Origin of the sequence: Paraburkholderia fungorum, assembly GCF_902833645.1 — a bacterium.
GTDB classification, from domain to species: domain Bacteria; phylum Pseudomonadota; class Gammaproteobacteria; order Burkholderiales; family Burkholderiaceae; genus Paraburkholderia; species Paraburkholderia fungorum.
In genome coordinates this window covers 411958-434936 of the sequence record NZ_CADFGE010000007.1, presented here as the reverse complement: position 1 = coordinate 434936, position 22979 = coordinate 411958, and the positions used below count along the sequence as shown (strand labels likewise).

Here is a 22979-nt window from a genome sequence, read left to right as displayed (position 1 = left end):
ATCAACGCAGCGGCCTTCGATCAATCATCCAGTAAATTGCACGATCGTGCTATTCTAAAATAACCATGGAGTCGAGCAACACAATGACCTCTCGCAATTTCAGCATCGAGACTATCGGCATTGTCGGAACCGGTGCAATGGGCCGCGGCATCGCTCAGATTGCCGCGCTGGCGGGTCTCACCGTGCGTCTTTACGACACGAATCCCGTCGCGATCGGCGCCGCGCGCGACTACCTTGCCGAGACTTTCGCCAAATTAACCGCCAAAGGCAAGCTCGACCAGGCCCGCTCGCTCGCCGCGCTCGCGAACGTGAGCGGCGCGCAGGTTATCGGCGATCTGGCCGATTGCGATCTGATCGTCGAGGCGATCGTCGAAAAACTCGATGTGAAGCAGGCCCTCTTCCGCGAGCTCGAAACAGTGGTGAGCGGCCGGTGCGTGCTGGCGTCGAACACTTCATCGCTGTCGATTACGGCAATTGCCGCGGGTTGCACGAATCCGTCGCGGGTAGCCGGCTATCACTTCTTCAATCCGGTTCCATTGATGAAAGTCGTCGAGGTAATCGACGGCCTGCGCAGCGATCCTGCCGTGGGCGACGCGCTGATGGATCTTGCGCGCCGCATGGGGCACACGCCGGTGCGCGCGAAAGATATGCCCGGTTTCATTGTCAATCACGCCGGCCGCGGCATGAATACCGAGGGTTTGCGGGTGGCCGGCGAAGGCGTGGCGAGTTTCGCCGACATCGACCGAATCATGCGCGAGCAGGCAGGCTTTCGCCTCGGCCCGTTCGAACTGCTCGATCTGACCGCGCTCGACGTTTCGCATCCGGTGATGGAATCGATCTATCACCAGTTCTATGAGGAGCCGCGTTTCACCCCCTCGCCAATCACGGGCACGCGGCTCGCGGGCGGACTGATCGGCCGTAAAACGGGCGAAGGCTTTTACCGCTATGAAGACGGCAAGCAGCAAGTGCCCGCGGAAGCGTCCGCGCCGACTGAACTGCCGCATAGCGTGTGGGTCAGCAAGCGCTATCCGCAAGCGCATGCCGCCGTCGTGCAACTCATCGCCAAGGCCGGCGTCAAGCTCGACGAAGGCGCCACGCCCGCAGCGGACTCGCTGATCGTCGTAACGCCGTTCGGTCATGACGCGACCACCGCCGCCGTCGAAGAAGCACTCGATGCAACGCGCGTTGTCGCTATCGATACCCTATTCCCGCTGGCCATAGCGCCGCGCCGCACACTGATGACAACACCGGCCACCAGTCGGGCCGCGCGCGACGCCGCGCACGCGCTCTTTGCTGCCGACGGCGTTCCCGTCACCGTAATCCGCGATTCGACCGGCTTCGTCGCGCAACGTGTCGTGGCGACCATCGTCAACATCGGCTGCGACATCGCGCAAAAACAGATCGCGACGCCGGAGGACATCGACCTCGCCGTGACACTCGGCCTCGGCTACCCGCGCGGACCGCTCGCGCTCGGCGATGCGCTCGGCGCGAACACGATCCTCACGATCTTGCGCAATATCCACAGCGTGCTCGGCGATCCACGCTATCGTCCGTCGCCCTGGCTTGCACGGCGGGCACAACTTGGCCTGTCGCTGACACAACGCGATGCTGCCGATACTCAAACGGAGACCCAACAATGAGCGCCGAACTGCTGACCTCGCGCCCTACCGAAAGCGAATCGACGTTAGTCCTCACGCTGTCGAACCCCGGCGCGCGCAATGCGCTGCATCCCGACATGTATGCCGCAGGCATCGAAGCGCTTGAATCAGTGGAGCGCGATCCGTCCATACGCGCGGTCGTGATTAACGGCGCGGACAATTTCTTCTGCGCCGGCGGCAATCTGAACCGCCTGCTGGAAAATCGCGCGAAAGATCCGTCGGTGCAGGCGGAGAGCATCGACCTGCTCGGCGAATGGATTTCGGCGCTGCGTTTATCGTCGAAACCGGTGATTGCCGCCGTTGACGGAGCCGCAGCCGGCGCGGGATTTTCGCTCGCGCTCGCGTGCGATCTGATCGTTGCCGCGGAAGACGCCAAATTTGTGATGTCGTACGCGCGCGTGGGTCTCACACCCGATGGCGGCGGTTCGTGGTTTCTCGCACACGCGTTGCCGCGCCAGTTGGTGACCGAAGTGCTGATCGAAGGCAAACCGATTGGCGCCGCACGTCTGCACGATCTCGGCGTCGTCAACAAACTGGCGAAGGCCGGCTCCGCACGCGACACCGCTGTCGCCTGGGCCGACGAACTCGGCAAGATTTCGCCGAATTCGATCGCGCGCATCAAGGCGCTCATCGGCGCGGCCGGCGCGCAGCCGCTGGCTGAACATCTGGTCGCCGAACGCGACAACTTCGTTGCGTCACTGCACCATCGCGACGGACTCGAAGGGATCTCCGCATTCCTCGAAAAACGTGCGCCGGTCTACAAATGAACGCGAGCGAACCTAAGTGAACGAAGAGACAATGCCTGTCTTCCAACTCCCCAAACGCCGCCGCATCTTCCTCATGCGTCACGGCGACGTGACCTACTTCGACGACTCCGGCCGTGCGATCGATCCTGAAACCGTGCCGTTGAACGCGAACGGCCGCGAGCAGGCAAGCGCCGCCGGCCGTGCTTTCGCCGCGCAGCAAATCCGCTTCGACCGGGTGATCGTGAGCGGTTTGCCGCGCACGGTCGAAACCGCGCAACGGGTGCTGGCCGAGACCGGTCAGCAGATCGAGCTCGATATCGAACCCGCGCTGCAGGAAATTCGCGGTGGCAAGCTAAGCAACATTCCACCGCAGGATATCGAAGCAGCATTTCTCGGCGCGTTCGACGGCATCGTGCCAGAAAGCACCCGCTTTCTCGACGGCGAAACCATCGGTGAATTGTTCGACCGCGTGTTGCCCGCAGTGTCGGCGCTACGCGAGGACACATCGTGGGACAGCGTACTGCTGGTGCTGCACGGCGGAGTGAATCGCGCAATTCTGTCGCATGCGCTCACTGCAGGCGGCCGCACTTTTTTTGGTCATCTGGCGCAGGCCACCGGTTGCATCAACGCGCTCGATGTCGGCGCCGCGCCACGCGACTGGGTGCTGCGCACAATCAACTATTCACCGCCGTCGCCGCTTCATCGCGACGTTCGCAATACCACGATGGAAATGCTCTACGCACAATTCATTCAATACCGGCGTAGCTGAACCCGAACTGGAGGAGACATATGGTGCAAGCCACACAGACCGGCGAACCAGAACACAAACCGGATTATTCGGCTTTCGAGGGCACGCGTCCGGTCAATGAGCGGCAACGCTTCGACAGCGACGCGCTCGCCGCGTGGCTAACCCAGCATGTCGATGGATTTTCCGGACCGCTCACCCTGGAGCAATTTGCCGGCGGCCAGTCGAATCCCACCTTCAAACTCGTCACGCCGTCGCGCTCGTATGTGATGCGCGCGAAGCCCGGGCCGGCCGCGAAATTACTGCCCTCGGCGCACGCCGTCGAACGCGAATATCGCGTGATGCATGCGCTGGCCGGCACAGGGGTGCCGGTCGCCAACATGCTCGCGCTGTGCGAGGACGAAAGTGTGATCGGCCGAGCGTTCTACGTAATGGAGTTTGTCGAAGGCCGCGTGCTGTGGGACCAGTCTTTACCGGGCATGACGCCTGTGGAGCGCACAGCGATCTACGACGAAATGAATCGTGTGATTGCCGCGCTGCATAGCGTCGACGTCACGGCAATCGGTCTTGCCGACTACGGCAAACCGGGCAATTACTTCGCACGCCAGATCGGCCGCTGGAGCAAACAGTACGTCGCCTCCGAAACCGAGCCGATCGACGCGATGCAGCGTCTGATCGAATGGCTGCCACAGCATATGCCGGCGGAAACGAGCGAGCGCGCCTCGGTCGTGCACGGCGACTACCGGCTCGACAACCTGATCTTCCATCCCACCGAGCCGCGCGTATTGGCTGTACTCGACTGGGAACTGTCCACGCTCGGGGACCCACTCGCCGACTTCGCCTACCACTGCATGGCGTGGCACGTCGACCCGGCGCAGTTTCGCGGCATTGCGGGTCTCGACTGGACTGCGCTTGGCATTCCCGACGAAGCGCAATATGTCGAGCGCTACTGCAAGCGCACGGGCTTCGAGATCCACGGCGACTGGAATTTCTATCTGGCGTACAACATGTTCCGCATCGCCGCCATCCTGCAAGGCATCATGAAACGCGTGGTCGACGGCACTGCAGCCAGCGCTCAGGCGCTCGATGCCGGCCGCCGGGCGAAGCCGATGGCCGAACTCGCCTGGCGCTACGCCCAGAAAGTACGTTAAGCAACCCGGCGCTTCTGATTGCGCTCCTGAACAAACGTCGTTCGTCATCCGCGAGGTCATACATGAATTTCGATTACACCCCGAAGGTTCAGGCGCTGCGCGAGAAATTGCTCGCCTTCTTCGACGAGCACATCTATCCGAACGAACAGGCCTTCTACGCCGAGATCGCGCGTAATCGTCAGAACGGCAACGCATGGCTGCCGACCGAACTGATCGAGGAACTGAAACAGAAGGCACGCGACGCCGGCTTGTGGAATCTGTTCCTGCCTGAATCAGTGCGCGGGGCCGGTTTGACGAATCTCGAGTACGCGCCGCTTTGCGAGATCATGGGCCGCGTGCCCTGGGCGCCGGAAGTGTTCAACTGCAACGCGCCCGACACCGGCAACATGGAAACGATCGAGCGCTACGGCAGCGACGACAACAAGCGCGAGTGGCTCGAACCGCTGTTGCAAGGGCACATCCGCTCGGCATTTCTGATGACCGAGCCGGAAGTGGCGTCGTCGGACGCGACCAATATCCAGACAAGCATCGTGCGCGATGGCGACACCTACGTGATCAACGGCCACAAGTGGTGGTCATCCGGTGCCGGAGATCCGCGCTGCAAGGTCTACATCGTGATGGGCAAGACCGATCCCGAGGCGCCGCGCCATTCGCAGCAGTCGATGATCCTGGTCCCCGCCGATGCTACCGGCATCACCGTGCACCGCCCTCTCACCGTGTTCGGCTACGACGACGCGCCGCACGGTCACATGGAAATCACGCTGCAGAACGTGCGCGTGCCGGCCAGCAACATGCTGCTCGGCGAAGGGCGCGGCTTCGAAATCGCTCAAGGCCGCCTCGGCCCGGGACGCATCCACCACTGCATGCGTTTGATCGGTCTCGCCGAGCGCGCGCTCGAACTCATGGCGAAACGTTCGATTCAACGCGTCGCTTTCGGCAAGCCGGTTGCGGCGCAAGGCGTCACGCAGGAACGTCTGGCCGAAGCGCGTTGCATGATCGAACAGGCACGGCTGCTGACGCTAAAAACCGCGTATATGATGGATACGGTCGGCAACAAGGGCGCGCGTGGCGAGATCGCCATGATCAAGGTGGTCGCACCGAATATGGCATGCCAGGTGATCGACTGGGCAATTCAGGCGCACGGCGGCGGCGGTGTCAGCGACGATTTTCCTCTGGCGTATGCGTATGCATCCGCGCGGACGTTACGCTTCGCCGATGGGCCAGACGAAGTGCACCGCAACGCGATCGCAAAGCTCGAGCTGGCGCGCTATATGGATGCTGGCGCTGCGGCTCGCGTGGAGATGCCGGTTACCCGGGTTTGAGCGTTTGATCGCTTGAGGGCGTGTCCGGGCCCGGCACATGAGGGCGCCGCCAGCAGCATCGCTCGATCTGTGCTCTAATTTTTGTCAATTGCGGCGCCCTTTGCGGCGCCGCTTTCACGAAACGAAGGAGCCAGGATGATCGATGTCTATAGCTGGGCAACCCCGAACGGCCATAAAGTTCACATCATGCTCGAGGAAACGGGCCTCGCGTACACGGCGCATGGCATCGATATCGGGGCGGGCGACCAGTTCAAACCCGAATTCCTCGCGATTAGCCCGAACAACAAGATTCCGGCGATCACCGATTCCGAGGGTCCTAAAGATGCCGACGGCAAACCGTTCGCGCTATTCGAATCAGGCGCGATTCTGGTTTACCTCGCGGAGAAAACCGGCAAGTTTCTGCCCGCCGATCCGGCTGCACGCTATGCGACGCTGCAATGGCTGATGTTCCAGATGGGCGGTATCGGTCCGATGCTCGGGCAAACGCATCATTTCCGCATCTACGCGCCGGAACCGATCGAGTACGCGATCAATCGCTACACGAACGAAACGCGGCGTCTTTATGGCGTGATGGATACGCAACTCGGCAAGACGCGGTACCTGGCCGGCAATGACTACACGATCGCCGACATCGCGGCATTTCCCTGGACACGCTCGTGGCAGAACCAGGGTATCGAACTGGATGCGTTTGCAAATGTGAAGCGGTGGCACGAAGAAATTGCCGCACGTCCGGCGGTGGTGCGCGGCGTCGAAGTGCTCGCGTCGGCCCGTAAGCCACTCATGGATGACAAAGCCAAAGAGATGCTGTTCGGCGCGACGCAGTACGCCAAACGGTAGTCGCGCTGCCGGTATATAGCACCGGCGCTCTTTGGGTTTGACGATGAGACGCATGCAACTGCGGCATCGCCATCCCTGGAAGCATAGATATAAAAAAGCGCGAAGCGGCAATACTACCGCTCGCGCTTTTTGCCAACCTGCCGGCTATGAACGCCTAGAAGTAGTGCCGCGTGATGAACTCCGCGACACATACCGGCCGCTCGCTGCCCTGCCGCTCCAGCGTCACATTCCATTCAACCTGCACGCCTGCGTTGTCGACGTCAGTGACGGATTCCACGGCAAACCGTGCACGCAGCTGCGAGCCGACCAGTACCGGCGACGTGAATCGTACACGATTCAATCCGTAATTGACGCCCATGCGCTGCTCGAGCGCCACCGTCTTGCCAAGCAACGCCGGAATCAACGACAGCGTCATGAACCCATGCGCGACCGGACCACCAAACGGCGACTCACGCCGCGCCCGCTCGGGGTCGACATGAATCCATTGATGATCGCCGGTCGCCTCGGCGAAGCGATCGACGCTCGCCTGATCGACCGTTATCCAGTCGCTGACGAGCGGCTCGGCGCCAATCAGCGCACGCAAACCCGCTGCGTCGCCGAACGTCGCGGCAGCCGCCGCGCTGCTGCCCGTCACGACGCAGCTCCCGGATTGCGCAATCCAAACAAGCCTTTGGAGCGCACGGTAATCACCGTTTCACCGCGCTGATTGATGCCTTCCCACTGCGTCGACACGATGCCGCGGTCCGGTTTGCTCTCCGAAACACGCTTGTCGAGCACGGCGTTCGTCATCGTGATCGTGTCGCCGACGCGCACCGGCTTCAACCAGCGGATCTCGTCGATACCGGGCGAACCCATCGACGTGGAACCCGCGATCGCGTTACGCACCAGCATGCCCATCATGACCGAACAGGTGTGCCAGCCGCTTGCGACCAGGCCGCGAAACGGCGACTCCGCAGCGGCGGCATCGTCCACGTGAAACGGTTGTGGATCGAACTTCTCCGCGAACTCGACAATCTCTTCACGCGTGAACGTGTGCTTGCCGATTTCGGTAGTCGTACCGACTACCATGTCCTCGAAACTCAAACCCATCGCCACACCTCCTTCCCATCCGATTCGACCGGCTGATCAAGCTTCGGCAGTGACAAAACCGGGCAGCGCAGCGAACCGCGCAAGATGGTGATCGACATCGCCCAATGTGGTTTCGATGATAGCAAGGCGTTTGAACAGATGTGCCGCTGCGACTTCGTTCGTGACGCCCATGCCGCCGTGCAACTGGACGGCCTGCTGCCCCACGAAACGGGCCGCCTGACCGACGCGTACTTTGGCAGCGGAAACCGCACGGCGACGTTCGTCAGCATCTGCGCTGGTATAGCGCACCGCCGCAAGATAAGTGACCGAACGCGCCTGCTCGGCGTGAATCAGCATCTCGACCATGCGATGCTGCAACGCCTGAAAACGCGCAATCGGCTGACCGAACTGCTGGCGTGTTTTGGTGTACTCGACCGTTGCATGGTTCAGCGCATCGAGCGCGCCAACCGCTTCCGCACACAACAGCACCGTCCCGTAATCCGCGATATGCTCGAGCGCCGCGGCACCTGCGTGCTTGCCCGTGAGCCGGCGTGCAGGCGTCCCCTCGAACCTGAGCGTAGCGGCACGCTGACCGTCGATGGTGCGATAGTCAGTGATTTTGACGCCGGCCGCATCGCGGGCGACGACAAAGAGCGCAATCTCGCCATTGAACCGGGCCGGCACGATCCAGTAATCTGCCTGCGCGCCGTGCAACACCACCGATTTGGTGCCGCTCAACGTCTGCCGATCGCCCTCACCGCTCGCGGCGCTCTCGACTTCGAACAGGTCGTAGCGTGCATGCGGTTCGTGAAATGCCACCGCGAGCTTGATCTCGCCCTGGGCCGCGCGTTCGAGCAGCGATGCGTCTTCGCCCTGCCCGCTACCTGACAGCCGCAGTGCTTCGACACCCACCGCAGTCGCCCAATACGGCTCGACCACCACAGCGCGACCGAGCTCCTGCATCACCACCAGCATATCGATCGGACTGCCGTTAAAGCCACCTTGCGCTTCCGGCACCGGCAACGCGGTCAGCCCCAATTCGGTGAAGGCCGCCCAATGCGCGTCCGACACACCGGTCTCCGATTGCACGATCGCCTGACGCGCCTCGAACCCGTAGCTCTTATCAAGGTAGCGGCGCAGCGCGTCAGCAAATTGCTGTTGTTCGTCGTTAAAAGTGAAGTCCATGCGCCGCTCCTCAAAGTCCCAGAATCATCTGCGCGATGATGTTCTTTTGAATTTCATTCGAGCCGCCATAAATCGACGTCTTGCGGAAGTTGAAGTAGTACGCGGCCAGCGGCGCGGCGTCATCATCGCCGGCGAGGCTATGCTCGCGCTCACCTTCGAGGAAAGGCACGTCGAACGGTGCGGCAAGTGGTCCAATGGCTTCGAACATCAGTTCGGTTAGCGCCTGCTGCACTTCCGTGCCCTTGATCTTGAGCATGGAGGCTTCCGGTCCCGGCCCACGCCCCCCCGTTTCATTGGCGACCACACGTTGCACGGTGACTTCAAGCGCCATCAGTTCGATCTCGAGGTTCGCGACTTTCGCGGCGAACACAGGGTCTTGCAGCAGCGGCTTGCCGTTCTTCTTCTGATCCAGCGCGAGGCGCTTCAGGAATACGAGTTCGCGTTTCGATTGCCCGACGCGCGCAATGCCCGTGCGCTCGTGCCCGAGCAGGTACTTCGCATAGGTCCAGCCACGATTTTCTTCACCGACCAGATTGTCGACCGGCACCTTCACGTCTTCGAAGAAGACTTCGTTGACTTCGTGGTCTTCGTCGAGCGTGATGATCGGACGCACCGTAATACCGGGCGTCTTCATGTCGATCAGCAGGAACGAGATGCCTTCCTGCTTTTTCGCACCGCTGTCAGTGCGCACGAGGCAGAACATCATGTCGGCGTACTGGCCCAGCGTGGTCCAGGTCTTCTGACCATTGACCACATAGTGATCGCCAACGCGCTCGGCACGTGTGCGCAGCGAGGCCAGGTCGGACCCGGAGCCCGGTTCGGAGTACCCTTGGCACCACCAGTCCGTACCGTCGAGAATGCGCGGCAGATAGTGGCGTTTCTGCGCCTCGTTGCCGTACTTCATCAACACCGGCGCAACCATCGAGACACCGAACGGCAGCACGGACGGCGCACCGATACGCGCACACTCTTCGTCCCAGATATGCCGCTGGGTCGCGTCCCAGCCCGGGCCGCCGTATTCTTTCGGCCACGCGACGACCGACCAGCCGCGCGTGCCGAGCAGCTTGTGCCAGCTTGCGAAGTCTTCGCGGTTCAGACGCTTGTGGTTGAGTACTTTGTCGCTCAGCTCGCGAGGCAGATTCGCTTCGAGCCAGGCGCGGATGTCGGCGCGGAACGCGTCGTCAGCGGGGGAATAGTCCAGATTCATGCGTAGTGTCTCCTGGCCGCAACCGCCCGCTGCCAGAGAGCCACTGCACTATTGCAGCGGTTCCTTCAAAGCAGCCGGGACCAGCAGCGGCATCACTTCGATGCCTTCTTCGACCAAGGCTTTCGCGTCTTCCGGTGTCGTAACACCGCGAATATTGCGTGCGGGCGCTTCGTTGTAGTGAATGCGCCGTGCTTCCTCGGCGAAGCGGTCGCCCACGTTCTCCGTCTTTTCCAGTACCTCGCGCAATGCGCGCATCACGCGCGCCTGCATTTCCCCAGCGCCCGCAGGGACTTTCGTGTCAGTCGCACCCGACAGATTCAGCCGGGGCGCCGACGGCAGCCGGCTCACTTCATGCGCACCGCAGATCGGACATTCGACGAGCTTGCGGGACTGCTGCGACTCGAAGTCATCGGCCGAAGCAAACCAGCCTTCGAACCGATGGCCATGCGGACACTGTAAATCGAGGACCTTCATGTGGAATCAGGGCTTGCGTGCCAGTTTAGCGCAAAATGGAAATTTGTGAACGATCGTTCGTAAATTTTTACGGCCGACGCGTCGACACCAGGCGTCGCCTACAAATCGAACGTGGTGGGCGATTTTAACGCGTTGCGCATCGGGCTGCCGAAGGTGATTCAACCGCGAGCGGCATACCTTGAATCCATGGATGACGGGACTTACTGATCGTATGGCGCTCGTGGGCTCAGGCTGCCTCCATCCCGCACTTCTTAAGCCACAAGGGATTCGAGCCGGCGGTTGAGCCGCCGCTCGAGTTGAAGCGCCTCTTTGGCGAGGTTGATCTGCTTGGCCGATTTCGCGACATCGAATATGTCCGCCTTGATGTCATACCCACCACGCGCATTCAGCCAGTCAAGTATGTCTGACAGATGCCATACCGACGCGCTCCCCTCATGAACGGGCGGCGGGAAGTCGAGTGCGTGGCTCAACATCAGCTTGCGCATGTTTTGCCGCGACACGCCGGCTACCTCAGCGACATCCGTGAGGCCGACGAAATCCGGCCCCGCCTCGACAAGGCGCGCCGACGGCACCGCCTGCTTGATATCCTGGAGTGCGCTGACAAGCGCCTCGAATGCCGACGTGCCTTCGCGGGTAAAAACCAGCGCAATACGCCCCGGTTGCCCAACGCCGATCGTAGCGTCGTCGCATCCGGCTTCGCCAAGGCGCTCGACGATCTCGTCAAGATCGCAATCTTGCACAGCAAGCTGATACTTCAAGGTGAATACATATTCCATAAGCTACTCCTGCCTTCATTCCGTCTCGGGCTTACCCTCGAACATTTTCATTGCCGGTGCGTCGTGCAGTTGTCGACGATGCGTTTGAGATGCTTTGCGTGATTGCCCGGATTCTTCGGCGTACTCCACACACTCGAAATGCAGAGCTCACCGCAACGACATTCCGCGTCGTTGTATGGACAGTACATCTTTCCCCACGCATGACCTTTGCCGCCGCCCCGGATACGCCAGCCGTGGCTTTCCGCATAAGCCAGCGCAGCCTCAATCTCTTTTTTGGAATGGACTCCACGAACCATCTATACCCTCCAATCTAGTGCATACGAGCATGGTTGTCAAATGACAACCATGCTCGTATGTGTCCGCAATCCAGCCCATCGCACACTCTTCGCTATCCAGGATAAGTACGATGGCAAATCTGGTTGCCAGACGTCGATACTAGAACGGCAACTGCCGTGGGGCGAGACGGCCGGATGGCATAGGACAAGAGCCTTCTTCTGACACGGATGCAATGCGTCGAGTCGATGCGCTACCCGCAATGACAAAGCCCCTGCCGGTCATAGACCAACAGGGGCTTTTCGCAGATTGCCCGCACGGTGCGCGATTCGCGCCCGCCGTGCGCTCTGAACCGGGCTCGCTATTGCGGCGCGGCCATCGGCCACACACCCGACAGCACCTTCTCCAGCCAGAACGTACCGATGACGGTTTTCACGTCGGTGATCTTGCCGGTGCGCACCCATTCGGACACATCGGCAACAGTTGCCGTGAACAGTTCAAGAAACTCACCGTCGTCGAGTTTGCGCTCGCCGGCAGTCAACCCACGCGCCAGGTAGATATCGATGAATTCGGTCGAGTAGGAAATGATGGGATGAATGCGCGTCAAATAAACATACTCGCGCGCCGTATAGCCGGTCTCTTCCTGCAGCTCGCGTTTCGCGCAAGCCAATGCGCCTTCGTTCGGATCGAGCTTGCCCGCAGGATACTCGACCATGACCTTACCCATCGGATAGCGGTACTGGCTTTCCAGCAATACGCGGCCGTCGTCGAATAGCGGAATCACCATCACGGCGCCCGGATGCTGAACGTACTCGCGAGTGGCCTGCTTCCCATCAGGCAAGCTGACCGTGTCGCATTTGAGTGTCAGGAACGGCCCTTGATGGATCGTTTTGCTCTCGAGACAGGTCTCGGTGAGCGCGGCATCGTGATTGGGAAGTTCAGCCATATGCGACCTCAGGACAGCTTGGGGCGCGACGGCGAGACACCGTCAGCGACGTTTGACGAGATACTGGAAGGTAAAGCCGGGAAAAGCGAACACGATGAACAACGCGAACGTGATCGCGTAGAACTGCCACCCCTGTTCGAAGCGATTACCCGCGCGCGCTTCCAGCAGAAAACCGAACGCACCGACCACAAAGTACAGCACGATCAGTTCGGCAATCCGGATCCAGGCACTTTTCTTCGCCGCTTTCAACGGCACGGCGGCGAAGAGACGCTGGTTCAGAAACGGCAGGTTGGCGCCGACCAGCGCCAACAACACGATAAACCAACCCGCAGCTGACATCAGAGCAGCAGCGTGTGCTGGATAGCCTGCAGGCAGGCCTTCAGCAGCGGATCCGGCACGATACCGAGCACCAGTACGGCAACACCATTGAGTGCGAGCAAAGCACGCGTGCTGGTATCGGCAACGATCGGCGACTTGTCTTGCGGTTCGTCGAAGTACATCAGCTTGACGATACGCAGGTAATAGAACGCACCGAACAGCGACGTGATCACGGCCAACACGGTCAGCCAGGTCAAGCCGGCATTCATGGTTGCCTGCAGCACCGCGAGCTTGGCGTAGAAGCCGACCGCGGGCGGGATGCCAGCGAGCGAGAACATCATCACCATCATGACGAACGCGAACACCGGGCTACGCTGATTCAGACCCTTGAAGTCTTCGAGCGTATCCGCCTCAAAATCGCGGCGAGCCAGCAGCATGATGACGCCGAAGGTGCCCATCGTCGTAATCAGGTAGACGATGCTGTAGTACATCGCCGAGCCGTACGCATTGGCCGCGCCGGTCGTCTTCTGATCCACCACGCCGGCCAGCAGGCCAAGCAGCACGAAGCCCATGTTCGAGATCGCCGAATACGCGAGCATGCGCTTGACGTTGCGTTGCACGATACCGGTGATGTTGCCGACGATCAACGACAGCGCGGCCAGAATCACCAGCATCTGCTGCCATTCGACAGCCAGCGGCAGCAGACCCATCACGAGGAAGCGCAGGCCCCAAGCGAACGCAGCCACCTTCGGACCACCACCCACCATCAGCGTCATCGCCGTCGGAGCGCCCTGATACACGTCAGGCACCCACATGTGGAACGGCACCGCGCCCATCTTGAACGCCACGCCCGCCACGATGAAGATCACGCCGAACAGCAACACGCTCGGATCGTAGTGGCTCGTGCCGATCGCCTTGAACACCTCGTTCAGATCAAGCGAGCCGGTTGCACCGTACAGCATGGAAATACCGTACAACAGGAAGCCGGAAGCCAACGCGCCGAGCACGTAGTACTTCATCGCCGCTTCGTTCGAAGGCGCCGCATCACGACGCAGGGCGATCGCGCCGTACAGCGACAGCGACATCAGTTCCAGACCGAGATACAGCGTCAGGAAGTTGTTGCCGGAGATCATCACGAGCTGGCCGAGCAACGAGAACATGCCCAACAGGAAAAACTCGCCGCGGAACAGCCCGCGATCCTCCAGATACCGGCGCGAATAGACGATCGACACGGCATAACCGAGCGTGACCACTGCCTTCATCACACTGGCGAACGAATCCACCACGTACATGTGACCAAAGAAGTAGTGCACCTGCGGATCGAACGCGTTCACCGCGAACCAGATGCCGGAAATCAGCGTCGAGAAGAACGCGATGAAATACGTGGTGCGGCGACCAGCCTGGCCGACGAACGTGTCGTTGAGCCACGCAACGACAACGGCGAGCATCACCAGTGCGTCGGGTAACAGGGCAGTCATAGGGGCGTTTTGCATGATCTTTAAATTCCTCCGCTCTGCATTACTGTGGCAACGGCAGCTTGGACTGCGCGACGTGGGAGAGGAGGTTTTCCACGGATACGTGCATCACATCGGTAAAGGGCTTCGGATACAGGCCCATGAACAGCGTCAGTGCTGCGAGCACTGCCAGCATGAAAAACTCGCGGCGGTTGATGTCGACGAGGCCCTTCACGTGATCGTTGGCGATCGCGCCGAAGTACACGCGCTTGTACATCCACAGCGTGTAGGCCGCGCCGAGGATCAGCGTGACAGCCGCACCGCCCGCGATCCAGAAGTTGTACTGGACAGCAGCCAGAATCACCATGAACTCGCCGACGAAACCGGACGTACCCGGCAGGCCGCAGTTGGCCATCGAGAACAGCATCACGAACGCCGCGAACTTCGGCATCACGTTCACGACACCGCCGTAATCGGCGATCTGACGCGAGTGCATACGGTCGTACAGCACGCCGATGCTCAGGAACATCGCGCCCGACACGAAGCCGTGCGAGATCATCTGCACGATCGCGCCTTCCACGCCGAGCTGATTGAAGATAAAGAAACCCAGCGTCACGAAACCCATGTGCGCGATCGACGAATACGCGACCAGCTTCTTCATGTCGGCTTGCACCATCGCGACCAGACCGATGTAAATCACAGCGATCAGCGACAGCGTGATGACGACCGGTGCGAGGAAATGGCTTGCGTCCGGCGTGATCGGCAGAGAGAAGCGCAGGAAACCGTAGGCGCCCAGCTTCAGCATGATCGCGGCCAGCACGACCGAGCCGCCGGTCGGCGCTTCCACGTGGGCGTCAGGCAACCACGTGTGAACCGGCCACATCGGCACCTTCACGGCGAAGGCCATGAAGAACGCTATAAACAACAATATCTGCGGGGTCATGCCGATCTGCGCGTTCTGCCATGTGGCCAGATCGAACGTGCCGGTCTGGATGTACAGGTACAGCAGCGCAACCAGCATCAACAGCGAACCCATCAGCGTGTACAGGAAGAACTTGAACGCCGCGTACACGCGGTTCGCGCCGCCCCACACGCCGATGATGATGTACATCGGAATCAGCGTCGCTTCGAAGAACACGTAGAACAGCATGCCGTCGGCCGAGCTGAACACGCCGACCATGATGCCGGACAGGATCAGGAACGCAGCGAGGTACTGAGCGACGTTCTTCGTGATGACTTCCCACGCGGCGATCACGACGATCACCGTAATCAATGCGGTCAACACGACGAACCACATCGAGATGCCGTCGACACCCAGGTGGTACGTAATATTGAAGCGCTCGATCCAGTTCGCCTTTTCGACGAACTGCAGATCGGCGGTGCTCGAATCAAAGCCGGTAATCAGCGGGATCGTCACTAGGAAACTGACGACCGAGCCAATCAGCGCAATCCAGCGCGCCGGAGCCGGATTCCGGTCGGAGCCAATGGCAAGGACCAGCAGACCTACGAGGATCGGTAACCAGATCGCGATACTGAGAATCGGATAAGCGTGCATTAGTGTCCCTCGCCTTATTTGCCGCCGAGCGTTACAAACAGGGTCAGGAGCCCCAACATGCCGATAATCATGGCAAACGCGTAGTGGTAGATGTAGCCGGATTGGAGGAAGCGGATCACGCCGGCGAACCAGCCGATAAAGCGTGCGCTGCCGTTGACGATACCGTCGATAACCACGACGTCGCCTTCCTTCCAGAGACCACGGCCAATTGCCACAGCGCCCCGCGCAAACACGACTTCGTTGATCTTGTCCATGTAGTACTTGTTATCGAGCAGCGTGTAGATCGGACCGAACGCGCGCTTGATGACAGCCGGCAGATCAGGACGAACCAGGTACAGGAACCACGCGACCACCACACCCGCGAGTGCCAGCCACACCGGCAAGCCCGAAACCGAATGCAGGCCCATCGAAGCCCAGCCCTGGAATTCCTCCGCCATTTCATGCAGCGCCGGATGGTTTTCGCCGATGAAAATCACCTTGTCGAACGCCACACCGTGCTGGAAGAAGTCGCCAAACAGCATCGGGCCCACACCGATCGCACCAATCACGATCGACGGAATTGCCAGCAACACCAGCGGCACCCACACCACCCACGGCGTTTCATGTGGCTCGTGCGCGTGGTCGTCGTGGCCGTGGCCGTGGCCGTGCCCGTGTGCATCATGGCCGTGAGCGTCATGCGCATGCGCGGCCGCTTCGATACCCATCGGCGATTCCGGATGCTTCGGACCGCGGAAGCGCTCCTTGCCGTGGAACACCAGGAAGTACATACGGAACGAGTACAGCGCCGTGACGAACACGCTCGCCACGACCGCGAAGTAGGCGAAGCCCGACCCCGGCAGATGCGACAGCTTCACTGCGTCGATGATCGAGTCTTTCGAGTAGAAGCCTGAGAAGAACGGCGTACCGATCAGCGCCAGCGAACCGACCAGCGACGTGATCCAGGTGATCGGCATGTACTTGCGCAGGCCGCCCATGTTGCGGATGTCCTGATCGTGGTGCATGCCGATAATCACGGAACCCGCGCCGAGGAACAGCAGCGCCTTGAAGAACGCGTGCGTCATCAGGTGGAACACCGCGACCGAGTAAGCCGATGCGCCCAGCGCGACCGTCATGTAGCCGAGCTGCGACAGCGTGGAGTAAGCGACCACGCGCTTGATGTCGTTCTGGATGATCCCGAGAAAACCCATGAACAACGCAGTGATTGCGCCGATGATCATGACGAACGACAGCGCCGTATCCGACAACTCGAACAGCGGCGACATGCGCGTGACCATGAAGATACCGGCCGTCACCATGGTAGCCGCGTGAATCAGCGCGGAGATCGGCGTCGGGCCTTCCATCGAATCCGGCAGCCACACGTGCAGCGGGAATTGCGCCGACTTACCCATCGCGCCGATGAACAGACAGATGCAGGCCACCGTCAGCAGACCCCAGTCGGTACCCGGGAAGCTCAATGCCGCGAGTTCAGTACGCTTCGCGAATACATCGCCGTAGTTCATCGAACCGGCGAACGCGAACAGCAGGCCGATACCGAGCAGGAAACCGAAGTCGCCGACGCGGTTCACGATGAACGCCTTCATGTTGGCGTAGATCGCGGTCGGGCGCGTGAAGTAGAAGCCGATCAGCAGGTACGAAACCAGACCCACTGCTTCCCAGCCGAAGAACAGTTGCAGGAAGTTGTTGCTCATCACGAGCATCAACATCGAGAACGTGAACAGCGAGATGTAGGAGAAGAAACGCTGGTAGCCGTCGTCGTCGGCCATGTAGCCGATCGTGTAGATGTGCACCATGAGCGACACGAAGGTCACCACACACATCATCATTGCCGTCAGCGAGTCGACCAGGAAGCCGATCTCGAACTTGGTCTGGCCGATCTGCATCCAGTTATAGACGGTCGCATTGAAGCTCGCGCCGTCCATCACCTGGAAGAAGACGACAGCCGAAAGGATGAACGAGATCGCGACGCCGAGGATCGTAACCGAGTGCGCACCGGCTCGCCCTACCGCTTTCCCGAACAGCCCCGCAATCAGGGAGCCGGCCAGCGGTGCCAGCGGGATCGCCAGCAGCAGGTTTTCATTGAGTATCGTTGACATAACCGCTTTACCTGAAATTAACCTTTGAGCTGATCGAGATCCTCGACATTGATCGTGTCGAGGCTACGGAACAGGGTCACCAGAATCGCCAGGCCGATCGCTGCTTCCGCTGCTGCAACCGTCAGCACGAAGAAGACGAAGATCTGGCCATGGATGTCGCCGAGGTAGTGCGAAAACGCGACGAAATTGGTGTTCACCGCCAGCAGCATCAGCTCGATCGCCATCAGGATGATGATGACGTTGCGACGGTTCAGGAAAATGCCCACCACGCTGATCGCAAACAGGATCGCGCCGAGGACAAGGTAATGAGCAAGGGTCAACATGATTTCTATCTCCTGTCCGCTCAGCTGTTTTTAGCGGGTGCCGAGTCGGCCGCCGCTGCTGCCGCTGCGGCGGCTTCTTCCGCCGCGACTGTTGCCGCGGTCTTTTCAGATGCCATCTTCACGACGCGCACGCGGTCCTGAGCACGCACCTTGACCTGCTCGCTGACGTTCTGGCGCTTGCTGTCTTTCTTGTGACTCGTAGTCAGCGCGATCGCCGCGATGATCGCCACCAGCAACACGAGGCCGGCGACTTCGAACGCGAAGATGTAGTCGGTGTAGATGACCTTGCCGATCAGGCGAGTGTTCGACCAGTCGCCCATGCCATTCGCGGCAGCCGTGGTGTCGCGCAGCGCCGTAGCGGTCGCGCCGTAACCGTGCCACAGAATCAGTGCGGTCTCGATCACGATGATCGCGCCCACCAGCGTGGCCATTGGCACGAAGCGTTTGAAGTCTTTTCGCAGCACGTCGATGTTGATGTCCAGCATCATCACGACGAACAGGAACAGCACCATCACCGCGCCGACATACACCAGCACCAGCAGGATCGCGAGGAACTCGGCCTGCAGCAGCATCCAGATCGCGGCTGCATTGAAGAACGCCAGCACCAGAAACAGTGCGGACGAAACCGGGTTGCGCGAGGTGATCACCTTCAGCCCTGAAACCACCAGGAGCAGCGCGAAGATGTAGAACAGTACGGTCGTGAATTCCATGATTACCGGTTCATCGTTAGGCCATCGTCAGGCATTGTTCTTTGGCACGTGGCGGGTAAAAGCGGCCGAACCGCCAGAACTGCCGCACAGGTGCGCCGTGCCGCGGCGGTCAAACCGCGGCGCTCGGCCCGACAACAGGCCGTGTTACTGCTGCATTTACTGCTTCAACAGAAGAAGCGCTTCAACGATACGGTGCATCGGCTGCCTTGTTCGCGGCGATCTCTGCTTCGTAACGATCGCCAACGGCCAGCAGCATGTCCTTCGTGAAATACAGGTCGCCACGTTTTTCGCCGTGATATTCGAGAATGTGCGTCTCGACAATCGAATCGACCGGGCAGCTCTCTTCGCAGAAACCGCAGAAGATGCACTTGGTCAGGTCGATGTCGTAACGCGTCGTGCGGCGCGTGTTGTCCGCACGGGTTTCCGATTCGATCGTAATGGCGAGCGCCGGGCACACCGCTTCGCACAGCTTGCAGGCGATGCAGCGTTCTTCGCCGTTTTCATAGCGGCGCAGCGCATGCAGGCCGCGGAAACGCGGTGAAATCGGCGTCTTCTCTTCCGGGAACTGCACTGTGATCTTGCGCTGGAACGTGTAACGTCCGGTCAGCGCGAGGCCTTTAAGCAGTTCCGTCAGGAAGAAGGTCTTGAAAAAGTTTTGGATTGCGGTCATGGGTTCATCCGCCCTTTATTTCCAGATATTCAACGGCGACATGATCCAGAAGCCGACCACGATGAGCCACACCACGCAAACCGGAATGAAAACCTTCCAGCCCAGACGCATGATCTGGTCATAGCGGTAGCGCGGGAACGTGGCACGCGCCCAGATGAATACCGACAACAGGAAGAAAACCTTGCCGACGAGCCAAACGATGCCCGGGATAAACGACAGGAAGCCGAACGGTGCGCTCCAGCCGCCGAGGAACAGCGTTGCAGCCAATGCCGAGATCACGATCATGTTGATGTACTCGGCGAGGAAGAACAGCGCGAACGCCATCCCCGAGTAATCGATCATGTGACCCGCGACGATTTCCGACTCGCCTTCCACCACGTCGAACGGGTGACGGTTCGTTTCGGCGATGCCCGAGATGAAGTACACGACGAACATAGGCAGGAGCGGCAGCCAGTTCCACGACAGGAAGTTCAGGCCGTAACCGGCGAAAATGCCGCGTTCCTGCGAACCGACGATGTCCGACAGATTCAGACTGCCCGACGTCATCAGCACGACGACGAGGGCGAAGCCCATCGAAATTTCGTACGAAACCATTTGAGCGGCCGCGCGCATGGCGCCGAGGAATGCGTACTTCGAGTTCGACGCCCAGCCCGCCAGAATCACGCCGTACACGCCGATGGACGAGATCGCCATTGCGTAAAGCAGACCGGCGTTGATGTCGCCGAGAACCGCACCGGCCTGGAACGGAATCACCGCCCAGACCGCGAAGGCCGGCACCACCACCATGATCGGCGCGATCATGTAAATCCAGCGGCTCGCCTGGGCCGGCTGAATCACTTCTTTCAGCAACAGCTTCAGCACGTCGGCGATCGGCTGCAGCAAGCCTGCGGGGCCGACGCGGTTCGGGCCGAGACGCACGTGCATCCAGCCGATCAGCTTACGTTCCCAGAGAATCAGGTAAGCCACGCACAGCAGGATCACAACGGCCACCACCAGGATGCGCACCAGTGCCCACACCGTGGGCCATGCCACACCGAGAAGCTGGGTGCCGCCCGAGTTGATCGTATCGAACAAGCTCATTTACGCCTTCTCCACCACCAGTTCACCGAACAGGCTGCCCAGCGCTGCACCGGCAGGCGTAGCCGCCGATACGCGGACGACCGTCTCCGCAAGATTTGCGTCGCGCACGGCCGGCAACTGCACCGATTGCTCGCCCTGGCGCACGCGCACTGCGTCGCCTTCCTTCAAACCCAGTTTGTCGAACAGCGCGGCCGGCAGGCCGACCGAGTTTGCAGCGCGCGCCGCCGCCGTCAGATGCAACGACTCGGCGCGACGCACAAGCGCGTCGGCGTGGTAGATCGGCACATCGGCGATACGCTCGAACTTGCCTTCCGTTGCTTTCGCTGCGTTGCCGCGTGCTACCGTGACGCCCGTCTTGTTCGACAGACGCGACTTGATCTCGCCGTCGCCGAGGGCTGCCGTGCGCACTTCTTCCGATGTATCGAATTCGAAACCCGGGACGCCCAGCAGGCTGCCCAACACGCGCAAGACCTTCCACGCCGGACGCGTATCGCCAAGCGGACGCACGACGCCGTTGAACGTCTGCACGGTACCTTCGGCGTTGACGAACGTGCCGGCCGTTTCCGTGAACGGCGCGATCGGCAGCAGCACGTCAGCGTACTCGGCGCCAATCTGGAACGGCGACATCACGACGACCATTTCAGCCTGCTTCAGCGCGGCCAAAGCCTGCACCGGATTGGCCGTGTCGAACTCGGGTTCGACGTTCAACAGCACATAACCCTTGCGCGGTTGCTCGAACACTTCGCGGGCGTTCAGACCACCCTCACCCGGCAATGCGTTCACGAGATGCGCGCCGACCGTGTTAGCGGCTTCCGTGAGGAAACCCAGCGTAGCGCCGGTCGCGTCTGCGATCCATTGCGCTGCGGCGTGAATCGCGGCGAAGTCCGGATGACGAACCGCGGCGTTGCCGAGCAACACCACGCGATGTTCGCCGGTAGCGAGCGACTTCGCGACTTGCTTGTCGGCGTCCGTAGGTTGCGTGCCAGCGAAGGCTTCCGGCAGCGCCGCGCCATTCGCTTCCGACACCGCGCCGGCGATACCGGCCAGTGCATCGAGCCATGCGGACGGTGCGGCGACCACGCGTTGCGCTTGCGGAATCAGCGCGTCGTCATTGGTGGCCTGCACGAGCGTGAGCTTCGTCCCGCTCTTGGCAGCCTGACGCAGACGCGCGGCGAACAGCGGATGATCGCGGCGCAGGTCCGAACCGATCACGAGCGCCGAATCCAGGTTCGACAGATCGGCGATCGCCGTGCCAAGCCACGGTGCACCGTTGACGGGTGCTGAGAAATCCGACTGACGCAGACGGAAGTCGACGTTAGGCGTACCGACCGCCTGCGCCAGCTGCTTCAACAGGAACAGTTCTTCGACGGTGCTGTGAGCGCTGCCGAGCGCGGCCAGCGCGCTCGCGCCATGGTCGCCCTTGATGCCCTTCAGCCCCTTGACCACATATTCAAGCGCCGTTTGCCAATCGGTCTCGACCCACTTGCCGCCTTGCTTGAGCATTGGCTGCGTGAGACGTTCCGGGCTATTCAGCGCTTCGTACGAGAAGCGGTCCTTGTCCGAAATCCAGCACTCGTTGATGGATTCGTTTTCGAATGGCAGAACACGCATCACGCGGTTGTTCTTGACTTGCACCACAAGGTTGGCGCCGACGGAATCGTGCGGGCTCACCGACTTGCGGCGCGACAGTTCCCACGTGCGGGCGCTGTAGCGGAACGGCTTGCTGGTCAGCGCGCCGACCGGGCACAGATCGATCATATTGCCCGACAGTTCGGAGTCGACCGTCTTGCCGACGAACGACGTGATTTCCGAATGCTCGCCGCGGCCCAGCATGCCGAGTTCCATCACGCCGGCGACTTCCTGGCCGAAGCGGACGCAACGCGTGCAGTGAATGCAACGCGACATTTCTTCCATCGAGATCAGCGGGCCGACGTTCTTGTGGAACACCACGCGCTTTTCTTCGCTGTAACGCGACGACGACTTACCGTAGCCCACGGCCAGATCCTGCAACTGACACTCGCCGCCCTGATCGCAGATCGGGCAATCCAGCGGGTGGTTGATCAGCAGGAATTCCATCACGGCTTGCTGGCCCTTCACCGCCTTCTCGGACTTGGTGCGCACGATCATGCCGGCGGAGACCGGCGTGGCGCATGCGGGCACTGCCTTCGGCATCTTTTCGACATCGACCAGACACATCCGGCAGTTGGCCGCAATCGACAGCTTCTTGTGATAGCAGAAGTGAGGAATGTACGTGTCGACCTTATGCGCAGCCTGGATCACCATGCTGCCTTCAGGCACCTCTACTTTCTTGCCGTCTATTTCAAGTTCAACCATGATGGTCAATCTTCCTTAACCTGTTACCGCTCAATCGTTCGCCCTGTTCATCGC

General features: G+C 60.7%; 23 protein-coding genes. 6 read left to right on the top strand and 17 right to left on the bottom strand.

Annotation, left to right across the window (positions count from 1 at the left end):
- Positions 1–83 precede the first annotated feature (83 nt).
- The 6 genes from HWX91_RS23235 to HWX91_RS23210 all read left to right on the top strand — a co-directional run bounded on the left by HWX91_RS23235 (position 84) and on the right by HWX91_RS23210 (position 6459).
- On the top strand, positions 84–1640 hold the full coding sequence (locus HWX91_RS23235; protein WP_028196966.1) for a 3-hydroxyacyl-CoA dehydrogenase: 1557 nt from the start codon (positions 84–86) through the stop codon (positions 1638–1640).
- Positions 1637–2425: an oxepin-CoA hydrolase, alternative type gene (locus HWX91_RS23230; RefSeq protein WP_028196965.1), complete on the top strand. Its 789-nt coding sequence runs from the start codon at positions 1637–1639 to the stop codon at positions 2423–2425. The genes HWX91_RS23235 and HWX91_RS23230 overlap by 4 nt, the downstream gene beginning before the upstream one ends.
- A gap of 31 nt (positions 2426–2456) precedes the next feature.
- Positions 2457–3173, top strand: a complete 717-nt coding sequence (locus tag HWX91_RS23225; protein WP_028196964.1) for a histidine phosphatase family protein — start codon at positions 2457–2459, stop codon at positions 3171–3173.
- Positions 3174–3193: 20 nt separating this feature from the next.
- Positions 3194–4300 (top strand): phosphotransferase, encoded by a 1107-nt coding sequence (locus HWX91_RS23220; protein WP_028196963.1) that lies wholly within the window; start codon positions 3194–3196, stop codon positions 4298–4300.
- A 62-nt stretch (positions 4301–4362) separates the two neighbouring features.
- Complete coding sequence (locus HWX91_RS23215) at positions 4363–5622, top strand: acyl-CoA dehydrogenase family protein (protein WP_028196962.1); 1260 nt, start codon at positions 4363–4365, stop codon at positions 5620–5622.
- Positions 5623–5757: 135 nt separating this feature from the next.
- The gene (locus HWX91_RS23210) at positions 5758–6459 is read left to right on the top strand and encodes a glutathione binding-like protein (RefSeq protein ID WP_028196961.1); all 702 of its coding nucleotides are present in this window, start codon (positions 5758–5760) and stop codon (positions 6457–6459) included.
- 154 nt (positions 6460–6613) lie between these two features.
- On the opposite strand, the gene HWX91_RS23205 is transcribed toward HWX91_RS23210, so the two are convergent.
- The 17 genes from HWX91_RS23205 to nuoG form a co-directional block, all read right to left on the bottom strand.
- The gene (locus HWX91_RS23205) at positions 6614–7093 is read right to left on the bottom strand and encodes a MaoC family dehydratase (protein ID WP_028196960.1); all 480 of its coding nucleotides are present in this window, start codon (positions 7091–7093) and stop codon (positions 6614–6616) included.
- Positions 7090–7548, bottom strand: a complete 459-nt coding sequence (locus HWX91_RS23200) for a MaoC family dehydratase (RefSeq protein WP_028196959.1) — start codon at positions 7546–7548, stop codon at positions 7090–7092. The genes HWX91_RS23205 and HWX91_RS23200 overlap by 4 nt, the downstream gene beginning before the upstream one ends.
- Before the next feature lie 36 nt (positions 7549–7584).
- The gene (locus HWX91_RS23195; RefSeq protein WP_028196958.1) at positions 7585–8712 is read right to left on the bottom strand and encodes an acyl-CoA dehydrogenase family protein; all 1128 of its coding nucleotides are present in this window, start codon (positions 8710–8712) and stop codon (positions 7585–7587) included.
- Positions 8713–8722: 10 nt separating this feature from the next.
- Entirely contained in the window at positions 8723–9919 is a 1197-nt protein-coding gene (locus tag HWX91_RS23190; protein WP_028196957.1) for an acyl-CoA dehydrogenase family protein, read from the bottom strand.
- Between the two features lie 48 nt (positions 9920–9967).
- Complete coding sequence (locus tag HWX91_RS23185) at positions 9968–10393, bottom strand: DUF1178 family protein (protein WP_028196956.1); 426 nt, start codon at positions 10391–10393, stop codon at positions 9968–9970.
- Between the two features lie 251 nt (positions 10394–10644).
- Positions 10645–11169, bottom strand: coding sequence for a helix-turn-helix transcriptional regulator (locus tag HWX91_RS23180; protein WP_028196955.1), 525 nt, complete (start codon positions 11167–11169; stop codon positions 10645–10647).
- A gap of 47 nt (positions 11170–11216) precedes the next feature.
- Positions 11217–11465, bottom strand: coding sequence for a hypothetical protein (locus HWX91_RS40870; protein ID WP_028196954.1), 249 nt, complete (start codon positions 11463–11465; stop codon positions 11217–11219).
- 338 nt (positions 11466–11803) lie between these two features.
- On the bottom strand, positions 11804–12388 hold the full coding sequence (locus tag HWX91_RS23175; protein ID WP_028196953.1) for an NUDIX domain-containing protein: 585 nt from the start codon (positions 12386–12388) through the stop codon (positions 11804–11806).
- 42 nt (positions 12389–12430) lie between these two features.
- Positions 12431–12727, bottom strand: coding sequence for a DUF2818 family protein (locus HWX91_RS23170; protein WP_028196952.1), 297 nt, complete (start codon positions 12725–12727; stop codon positions 12431–12433).
- Positions 12727–14199: an NADH-quinone oxidoreductase subunit NuoN gene (nuoN, locus tag HWX91_RS23165; RefSeq protein WP_035520589.1), complete on the bottom strand. Its 1473-nt coding sequence runs from the start codon at positions 14197–14199 to the stop codon at positions 12727–12729. The genes HWX91_RS23170 and nuoN overlap by 1 nt, the downstream gene beginning before the upstream one ends.
- A 25-nt stretch (positions 14200–14224) precedes the next feature.
- Entirely contained in the window at positions 14225–15715 is a 1491-nt protein-coding gene (locus HWX91_RS23160; RefSeq protein WP_028196950.1) for an NADH-quinone oxidoreductase subunit M, read from the bottom strand.
- Between the two features lie 14 nt (positions 15716–15729).
- Complete coding sequence (gene nuoL, locus HWX91_RS23155) at positions 15730–17808, bottom strand: NADH-quinone oxidoreductase subunit L (protein ID WP_028196949.1); 2079 nt, start codon at positions 17806–17808, stop codon at positions 15730–15732.
- A 17-nt stretch (positions 17809–17825) separates the two neighbouring features.
- On the bottom strand, positions 17826–18131 hold the full coding sequence (gene nuoK / locus HWX91_RS23150; protein ID WP_028196948.1) for an NADH-quinone oxidoreductase subunit NuoK: 306 nt from the start codon (positions 18129–18131) through the stop codon (positions 17826–17828).
- A 20-nt stretch (positions 18132–18151) separates the two neighbouring features.
- On the bottom strand, positions 18152–18841 hold the full coding sequence (locus tag HWX91_RS23145) for an NADH-quinone oxidoreductase subunit J (protein ID WP_028196947.1): 690 nt from the start codon (positions 18839–18841) through the stop codon (positions 18152–18154).
- 181 nt (positions 18842–19022) lie between these two features.
- Entirely contained in the window at positions 19023–19511 is a 489-nt protein-coding gene (gene nuoI, locus HWX91_RS23140; RefSeq protein ID WP_012401389.1) for an NADH-quinone oxidoreductase subunit NuoI, read from the bottom strand.
- 15 nt (positions 19512–19526) lie between these two features.
- Positions 19527–20591: an NADH-quinone oxidoreductase subunit NuoH gene (gene nuoH / locus HWX91_RS23135; protein ID WP_028196946.1), complete on the bottom strand. Its 1065-nt coding sequence runs from the start codon at positions 20589–20591 to the stop codon at positions 19527–19529.
- The gene (nuoG, locus tag HWX91_RS23130; protein WP_028196945.1) at positions 20592–22925 is read right to left on the bottom strand and encodes an NADH-quinone oxidoreductase subunit NuoG; all 2334 of its coding nucleotides are present in this window, start codon (positions 22923–22925) and stop codon (positions 20592–20594) included. It lies immediately after the preceding gene.
- Positions 22926–22979: the final 54 nt, after the last annotated feature.

Bases quoted from the DNA above. Each gene is read 5' to 3' on its own strand.
- HWX91_RS23235 (WP_028196966.1), top strand. From the start codon at position 84: ATGACCTCTCGCAATTTCAGCATCGAGACTATCGGCATTGTCGGAACC.
- HWX91_RS23230 (WP_028196965.1), top strand. From the start codon at position 1,637: ATGAGCGCCGAACTGCTGACCTCGCGCCCTACCGAAAGCGAATCGACG.
- HWX91_RS23225 (WP_028196964.1), top strand. From the start codon at position 2,457: ATGCCTGTCTTCCAACTCCCCAAACGCCGCCGCATCTTCCTCATGCGT.
- HWX91_RS23220 (WP_028196963.1), top strand. From the start codon at position 3,194: ATGGTGCAAGCCACACAGACCGGCGAACCAGAACACAAACCGGATTAT.
- HWX91_RS23215 (WP_028196962.1), top strand. From the start codon at position 4,363: ATGAATTTCGATTACACCCCGAAGGTTCAGGCGCTGCGCGAGAAATTG.
- HWX91_RS23210 (WP_028196961.1), top strand. From the start codon at position 5,758: ATGATCGATGTCTATAGCTGGGCAACCCCGAACGGCCATAAAGTTCAC.
- HWX91_RS23200 (WP_028196959.1), bottom strand. From the start codon at position 7,548: ATGGGTTTGAGTTTCGAGGACATGGTAGTCGGTACGACTACCGAAATC.
- HWX91_RS23195 (WP_028196958.1), bottom strand. From the start codon at position 8,712: ATGGACTTCACTTTTAACGACGAACAACAGCAATTTGCTGACGCGCTG.
- HWX91_RS23190 (WP_028196957.1), bottom strand. From the start codon at position 9,919: ATGAATCTGGACTATTCCCCCGCTGACGACGCGTTCCGCGCCGACATC.
- HWX91_RS23185 (WP_028196956.1), bottom strand. From the start codon at position 10,393: ATGAAGGTCCTCGATTTACAGTGTCCGCATGGCCATCGGTTCGAAGGC.
- HWX91_RS23180 (WP_028196955.1), bottom strand. From the start codon at position 11,169: ATGGAATATGTATTCACCTTGAAGTATCAGCTTGCTGTGCAAGATTGC.
- HWX91_RS40870 (WP_028196954.1), bottom strand. From the start codon at position 11,465: ATGGTTCGTGGAGTCCATTCCAAAAAAGAGATTGAGGCTGCGCTGGCT.
- HWX91_RS23175 (WP_028196953.1), bottom strand. From the start codon at position 12,388: ATGGCTGAACTTCCCAATCACGATGCCGCGCTCACCGAGACCTGTCTC.
- HWX91_RS23170 (WP_028196952.1), bottom strand. From the start codon at position 12,727: ATGTCAGCTGCGGGTTGGTTTATCGTGTTGTTGGCGCTGGTCGGCGCC.
- nuoN (WP_035520589.1), bottom strand. From the start codon at position 14,199: ATGCAAAACGCCCCTATGACTGCCCTGTTACCCGACGCACTGGTGATG.
- HWX91_RS23160 (WP_028196950.1), bottom strand. From the start codon at position 15,715: ATGCACGCTTATCCGATTCTCAGTATCGCGATCTGGTTACCGATCCTC.
- nuoL (WP_028196949.1), bottom strand. From the start codon at position 17,808: ATGTCAACGATACTCAATGAAAACCTGCTGCTGGCGATCCCGCTGGCA.
- nuoK (WP_028196948.1), bottom strand. From the start codon at position 18,131: ATGTTGACCCTTGCTCATTACCTTGTCCTCGGCGCGATCCTGTTTGCG.
- HWX91_RS23145 (WP_028196947.1), bottom strand. From the start codon at position 18,841: ATGGAATTCACGACCGTACTGTTCTACATCTTCGCGCTGCTCCTGGTG.
- nuoI (WP_012401389.1), bottom strand. From the start codon at position 19,511: ATGACCGCAATCCAAAACTTTTTCAAGACCTTCTTCCTGACGGAACTG.
- nuoH (WP_028196946.1), bottom strand. From the start codon at position 20,591: ATGAGCTTGTTCGATACGATCAACTCGGGCGGCACCCAGCTTCTCGGT.
- nuoG (WP_028196945.1), bottom strand. From the start codon at position 22,925: ATGGTTGAACTTGAAATAGACGGCAAGAAAGTAGAGGTGCCTGAAGGC.